General features: G+C 61.5%; 1 protein-coding gene. It reads right to left on the bottom strand.

Features of this window, described 5'->3' with window-relative positions; all coding sequences use genetic code 11:
• Positions 1–581: 581 nt before the first annotated feature.
• Positions 582–1,152 (bottom strand): DUF6328 family protein (locus tag ACIQ2D_RS22210; RefSeq protein WP_402867443.1); only part of this gene is annotated, 571 nt, incomplete at its 5' end.

Below are 1,152 nucleotides of genomic sequence, written 5' to 3' on the forward strand. Positions count from 1 at the left end.
GAGCGAGAGCCCCAAGGGTGCGGAGATCGGGAAGAAGTTGCTTCTCGACAGGCTCGCCCAGACTGCCGTATGAGTCTGGTTCACCGTGCGTTGGGACTGACTGACCCCACACGGTTGCCAGAGGGGAGATCGTGATGATCAATGTTGCAGTGCTGGTGATCGTGTTGTGTATAGGGTTGGCTGTCGTTGCGCGCCTGGACTTCCGGGAGCGCTGATCGGCTGGGTGTGGCGGATCCGAACTTCCGGTATGCGGTGGTGACGGTCGGGTCTTCGGGGGATGCAGCATCGCACTCGACTCGCAGCCGAACAACCTTTCGCCGGTTGAGGGATGCCTGTCGCAGCGTTCGGGGATAGGAGGCGCGGCGGTGCGTCGCCCGTTTCGGTGCGGTTGGCGACACCAAAAAGTGTTGGAGTGCGGTTTGTTCGGGTCAGGTGTCCACCGTCGTGAGTGACAGAGTGCGGGTGAGGGCCTGTGTGCGACTCACCGAACCGTTCGCCGCGTGGGGTAGTTACCGAGGGGCCGGCGGGCTGAAACATCGGCGGTGGTGTATTCGGATGCGTGATGCGTCAGCATCCGCGGTCTAATGGTGGTTGCGTGGGTGCTGTGGTTCGTCGGGTTGTTTCTCGGGGCGGCCGAGATGCAGTTGGTGTGCGAAGAGAAGTGGGTAGCAGCACCACAATGTGATTGCCAGAAGTACGGCGCAGCCGCCGGCGATCAGGCCTGTGCTTTTGTTGACGACTACATCGAAAGTCAGGGTGAGAACGCCAGTCAGTGCGCCGCCGAGTAGGAGAAGGCCGGTGACGGCGAATCGTTGACCCTGCTCGACGAGGACGGGGAGGGCGTGACGCCTGAAGAGTAGGCGGTGCATGGCGACAGGTGATACGAGCACGATCGTCGCTGCCGTAGACATTGCCAGCGTGATCAGATACAAGTCCTTCTCGAAAGCTTGTAGATCCGAGAAGCGTTGTTGGAAGGGCAATGTCAGGAGGAAGCCGGTGAGGATCTGCATGCCGGTCTGGACTACCCGGAGCTCTTGGAGGATGTGGGACCAGTTGCGGTCGAGACGTTGGGTGGGTGTCTCGTGGCGGACGCGATAGTTCCATTCTGAATCGGCGCGTGGCGGTGCAGTGGCCTCGGGACGCGGTTCGGGG

The sequence above is a fragment of the Lysinibacillus sp. NPDC097287 genome (genome assembly GCF_044761695.1).
Classification (GTDB): domain Bacteria; phylum Bacillota; class Bacilli; order Bacillales_A; family Planococcaceae; genus Lysinibacillus.